General features: G+C 73.1%; 5 protein-coding genes. All 5 read left to right on the top strand.

Annotated elements, in window-relative coordinates; all coding sequences use genetic code 11:
* Positions 1-170: 170 nt before the first annotated feature.
* The 5 genes from AB0J68_RS28010 to AB0J68_RS27990 all read left to right on the top strand — a co-directional run bounded on the left by AB0J68_RS28010 (position 171) and on the right by AB0J68_RS27990 (position 4,450).
* Positions 171-647, top strand: coding sequence for a CrcB family protein (locus AB0J68_RS28010; RefSeq protein ID WP_354862240.1), 477 nt, complete (start codon positions 171-173; stop codon positions 645-647).
* On the top strand, positions 644-1,006 hold the full coding sequence (gene crcB, locus AB0J68_RS28005) for a fluoride efflux transporter CrcB (protein ID WP_354862238.1): 363 nt from the start codon (positions 644-646) through the stop codon (positions 1,004-1,006). Before AB0J68_RS28010 ends, crcB begins: the two co-directional genes overlap by 4 nt.
* A gap of 89 nt (positions 1,007-1,095) precedes the next feature.
* Positions 1,096-1,620 (top strand): PadR family transcriptional regulator, encoded by a 525-nt coding sequence (locus AB0J68_RS28000; protein ID WP_354862237.1) that lies wholly within the window; start codon positions 1,096-1,098, stop codon positions 1,618-1,620.
* Complete coding sequence (locus AB0J68_RS27995) at positions 1,617-2,297, top strand: ABC transporter ATP-binding protein (protein WP_355065307.1); 681 nt, start codon at positions 1,617-1,619, stop codon at positions 2,295-2,297. Before AB0J68_RS28000 ends, AB0J68_RS27995 begins: the two co-directional genes overlap by 4 nt.
* Positions 2,294-4,450, top strand: a complete 2,157-nt coding sequence (locus AB0J68_RS27990; protein WP_363941366.1) for an FtsX-like permease family protein — start codon at positions 2,294-2,296, stop codon at positions 4,448-4,450. Before AB0J68_RS27995 ends, AB0J68_RS27990 begins: the two co-directional genes overlap by 4 nt.
* Positions 4,451-4,490 lie beyond the last annotated feature (40 nt).

The raw sequence follows: 4,490 nt of genomic DNA, 5'->3' as shown, positions 1-4,490 counted from the left end.
GTTGACGCCGCCGCGCGCCGGCAGCGGGTTGACACCGGCCGGCGCCGGCTGCGGGTTGAGGCCGCCAGCGCCGGCAGCGGGTCAAGGCGGCCAGCGCCGGCGGTGCGTGAAGGCGGCCAGCGCCGGCGGTGCGTCAACGCCGGCTGGCGCCGGCACTACGCTGAGGAGCCGTGCCAGAGCCGTTCGAGCCGCGTACCGACCCCGACGTCGACCTGCGGGTCCCCGCCGACCGCCGCGAGCTGACCGCGCACCCCGCGACGATTCTCGCCGTGATCGCGGCCGGCGGGGCGCTCGGCGCGCTGGCCCGGGCCGGTCTGCAACACGTCGCCCCGCACGCGCCGACCGCCTTCGGGTGGGCGACGTTCGGCGTCAACGTGTCCGGCTGCCTGCTGATCGGTGTGCTGATGGCGGTGCTCGGGCACCTCGGCGGTGGGCACCCGCTGGCCCGCCCGTTCCTCGGGGTCGGGGTGCTCGGCGGGTTCACCACGTTCTCCACCTACGCGGTCGACGTCCAGCAGGCCCTCGTGGCGGGCGCACCGGGCGTCGCGCTGGCGTACCTGGCCGCGACGGTGCTCGGGGCGCTCGTCGCGGTCGGGTTGGGCGACGCCGCCGCCACCGGACTGCTGCGACGCCGGGTCGCCCGATGACCGTGCTGCTCATCGCCCTGGGGGCGGCCGTCGGCGCGCCGCTGCGCTACCTCACCGACCGGGCCGTGCAGTCCCGCCACGCCTCGGCGTTCCCCTGGGGCACGTTCAGCGTCAACGTGGTCGGGTCGCTGCTGCTCGGCGTCCTGGTCGGGTGGCCGGTCGACCCCGCGGTCAGCGCGCTGCTCGGCACCGGGTTCTGCGGCGCCCTGACCACCTACTCCACCTTCAGCTACGAGACGTTGCGGCTGACCAAGGGTGGTCATCGGCTGCTCGCGCTGGCCAACGTGCTCGGCAGCGTCGCGGCCGGGCTCGCCGCGGCCACCACCGGCTACGCCCTGGCCCGCGCCCTGCTGGGCTGACCTCCGCACGCCATGCCCTGAGCAAGGGGCCAACCGAGAACACCCCGAGGGTATATACGCGAGGTATACCCTCGGGGTAGTCTCCTGGCATGAGCGTGCCTCTGACCCTTCTCGGCCTCCTCGAACGGGAGCCCAGCCACGGCTACGACCTGAAGCGCGACTACGACGCGTTCTTCGGTCGGGGCAAGCCACTGCCGTTCGGCCAGGTCTACTCCACCCTCAGCCGCCTGGCCCGCGACGGCAAGGTGGTGATCAGCGACGTCGCGCCCGGCTCGGGCCCCGACCGCAAGCGCTACGTCATCACCGACGTCGGCGCGACCGAGGTCGAGCAGTGGCTGACCCAGCCGGTCGACCCGGAGCCGCACCTGCAGACGGTGCTCTTCGCCAAGGTCGTGCTCGCGCTGATGCTCGACCGGCCGGCCGCCGAGTACCTCGACACCCAGCGCAGCGCGCACCTGCAGCGGATGCGTGAGCTGACCGAGATCAAGCGCGCCGGCAGCCTGGTCGACGCGCTGCTCGCCGACCACGGCCTGTACCACCTGGAGGCGGACCTCCGGTGGATCGAGATGACCGGCGCCCGCCTGGACGCCCTGCGGAAAGAGGTGCGGCCATGAGCGTCGTGATCGAAGCACGGGACGTGGAATTCGCCTTCGGCCAGACACCCGCCCTGCGCGGCGCCAGCGTCGCCGTGGAGGCGGGCGAGATCCTCGCCGTCATGGGCCCCAGCGGCTCGGGCAAGTCCACTCTGCTGCACTGCCTGGCGGGCATCCTCGTGCCCAGCTCCGGCGAGATCCTCTTCGACGGGGCCCGGGTCGACGCCATGCCCGAGACCCAGCGCAGCAGCCTGCGCCGCGACCGGTTCGGCTTCGTGTTCCAGTTCGGCCAACTCGTCCCCGAGCTGACCGCGGTGGAGAACGTCGCCCTGCCCCTGCTGCTCAGTGGCGTACACCGCAAGCAGGCGTTGCCCAAGGCGTACGCCTGGTTCGCGCGCCTCGGCCTGGACGGCCTGGAGCAGCGGCGCTCGGGCGAGTTGTCCGGCGGGCAGGCGCAACGCGTCGCCCTGGCCCGGGGCCTGGTCGCCGAGCCGCGGGTGCTCTTCGCCGACGAGCCGACCGGCGCGCTCGACTCGCTCACCGGCGAGCACGTCATGGACCTGCTGGTCGGCGCCGCCCGCGAGCAGGGCACCACGGTCATCCTGGTCACCCACGAACCCAGAATCGCCGCGTACGCCGACCGCGAGGTCATGGTGCGCGACGGGCGCGTCAACGCTCCGGACCGGATCGCCTCATGATCCGCTTCGGGCTCCGCCTCGCCCTGGCTGGCGGCCGGGAGGCACTCACCCGCCTGCTCGTCATCGCCGCCGCCGTCACGATCGGCAGCGGGCTGCTGCTGACCACCCTCGCCGGGGTCAACGCGGTCGACGCCCAGCTCACCCGCTACGCGTCGATCTATCCCCAGGCCTCCACCGCCGGCGCCGCCGATCCACTGTGGTGGTCGACGCGGGACGACTTCTTCCACAGCAAGCAGATCCTCCGGATCGACGTCGCCGCCAACGGACCGACCGCGCCCACCCCGGCCGGGATCCCGAGCACTCCGGGCCCCGGCGAATTCTACGTCTCGCCGGCGCTGCGGGAACTGTTCGCGGCACAGCCGGCCGATCAGCTGGCCGACCGATACCCGGGGCGTGACCTGGGCACCGTCGGACCGTCCGGGTTGACCTCACCGGACGCGCTGCTCGCCATCGTGGGCGGCACGCCGGACAGCGTCGCCAAGCTGCCCAACTCCCGGCAGGTCGCCAACCTCGATGACAAGCCCGCCCTCCCCGAGACCACGGTGAACCTCATCCTGGGTGTGATCGCCGGCGGGCTGCTCTTCCCGGTGCTGATCTTCATCGGCACCGCGACCCGGCTCAGCGCCGCCCGCCGGGAGCAGCGTTTCGCCGCGATGCGCCTGGTCGGCGCGACCCCCCGGCAGATCTCGACGGTCGCCGCGGTGGAGGCGGCGGCCGCCGCCGTCGCCGGCACCGCCGTCGGCTTCGGCCTGTTCTACGCGTTCCGGGGCTCGCTCGCGGGCATCCCGTTCACCGGCATGCCGTTCTTCCCCGGCGACATGTCCCTGGGCCTGCTGAACGTCCTGCTCGTGGCGCTCGGCGTCCCGGCCGGCGCGGCGCTGGCCGCCCAGGTCTCGCTGCGCCGCGTACGGATCTCGCCGCTGGGCGTGACCCGGCGGGTCACCCCCCGCGCGCCGCGCGCGTACCGGCTGATCCCGATGCTGCTCGGTGTCGCCGTGCTGGTGTTCGCGCTCGGCTACCGGCCCGAGTCGTCCGACGGTCAGACCGCGATCTTCCTGCCCGGCCTGCTGCTCATCATGGCCGGCCTGGTCTTCGCCGGCCCGTGGTTGACGATGGTCGGTGCCCGGGTGATGGCCCGGTACGCCAACCGTCCGGCCACGCTCATCGCCGCGCGACGCCTCGCCGACAACCCGAAGGCCGGCTTCCGGGCGATCAGCGGCATCATGCTCGCGCTCTTCGTCACGAGCGTGGCCGTCGGCGTGATCACCACGATCGTCGATGAACGTGGCCCGGCCCCGGTCGGCTCGACCGACGCCGGCACGGTCACCACCGTCTTCGACGAGAAGGCGACGTCGGTGCCGGACACGCTCTTCGCCGAGTTGCGGGCGATCAGCGGCGTGCGGTCCGCGACCGCCATCCGGGAAGACCCGGACATGATCAGCGGTGGCGAGGGCGGATTGTTGGCGTGCGCCGACCTCCCGAGCGCGTACGGCCGGTGCGCCGAGGGCGCGAGCGTCATCGAGGTGCCGATAGGCCTCAGCCGCTGGCGGGAGTCGGCGTCACCCGCGACGGTCTGGCCCGCCGCGTCTCTCACCCTCGACGACCTCCACCGGCTACCGGTCGGATCGATAAGCGTCGGCACGGACGGCTCCGCCGCAACCATCGAGCGCGTCCGCACCGTGCTGGAGGTCGCCTTCCCGACCTTCTGGGTGGGGCCGAACGTGCCCGGCGACTTCGAGTCGGACTTCGCCGACACGCTGCGCGGCTGGGAACAACTGGCCAACGTCATCATCATCGCCAGCCTCGCGCTCGGCGGGTGCAGCCTCGCGGTGAGCGTCATCGGCGGCCTGACCGAACGCCGCCGTCCGTTCAGCCTGCTGCGCCTCAGCGGCGCTCCGGTGCGGGTCCTGCGACGGGTGGTGGCGCTGGAGAGCGCCGTACCGATGCTCGCCGTCGCCGCGCTCGCCATCGGGATGGGCCTGCTCGCCGCGCATCTGTTCCTGCGGGCACAGATGGACTACACGCTGGTCGCGCCGGGGCCGCGCTTCTACGTGATCGTCGTCGTCGGGCTGGTCGCCTGCCTCGGCGTCATCGCCTCCACGTTGCCGCTGCTGCAACGCATCACCGGGCCGGAGACCGCCCGCAGCGAGTAGCCGTCAGGCGCTCGGCCCGGTGGTCGCTCTCGCGGCCACC

It is taken from the genome of Micromonospora sp. NPDC049580, assembly GCF_040675595.1.
In the GTDB taxonomy this organism is placed as follows: domain Bacteria; phylum Actinomycetota; class Actinomycetes; order Mycobacteriales; family Micromonosporaceae; genus Micromonospora.
Note: the sequence above shows the minus strand (reverse complement) of the source record. Positions and strands in the feature narration are given on the sequence as shown.

Bases quoted from the DNA above. Each gene is read 5' to 3' on its own strand.
- AB0J68_RS27995 (WP_355065307.1), top strand. From the start codon at position 1,617: ATGAGCGTCGTGATCGAAGCACGGGACGTGGAATTCGCCTTCGGCCAG.
- crcB (WP_354862238.1), top strand. From the start codon at position 644: ATGACCGTGCTGCTCATCGCCCTGGGGGCGGCCGTCGGCGCGCCGCTG.
- AB0J68_RS27990 (WP_363941366.1), top strand. From the start codon at position 2,294: ATGATCCGCTTCGGGCTCCGCCTCGCCCTGGCTGGCGGCCGGGAGGCA.
- AB0J68_RS28000 (WP_354862237.1), top strand. From the start codon at position 1,096: ATGAGCGTGCCTCTGACCCTTCTCGGCCTCCTCGAACGGGAGCCCAGC.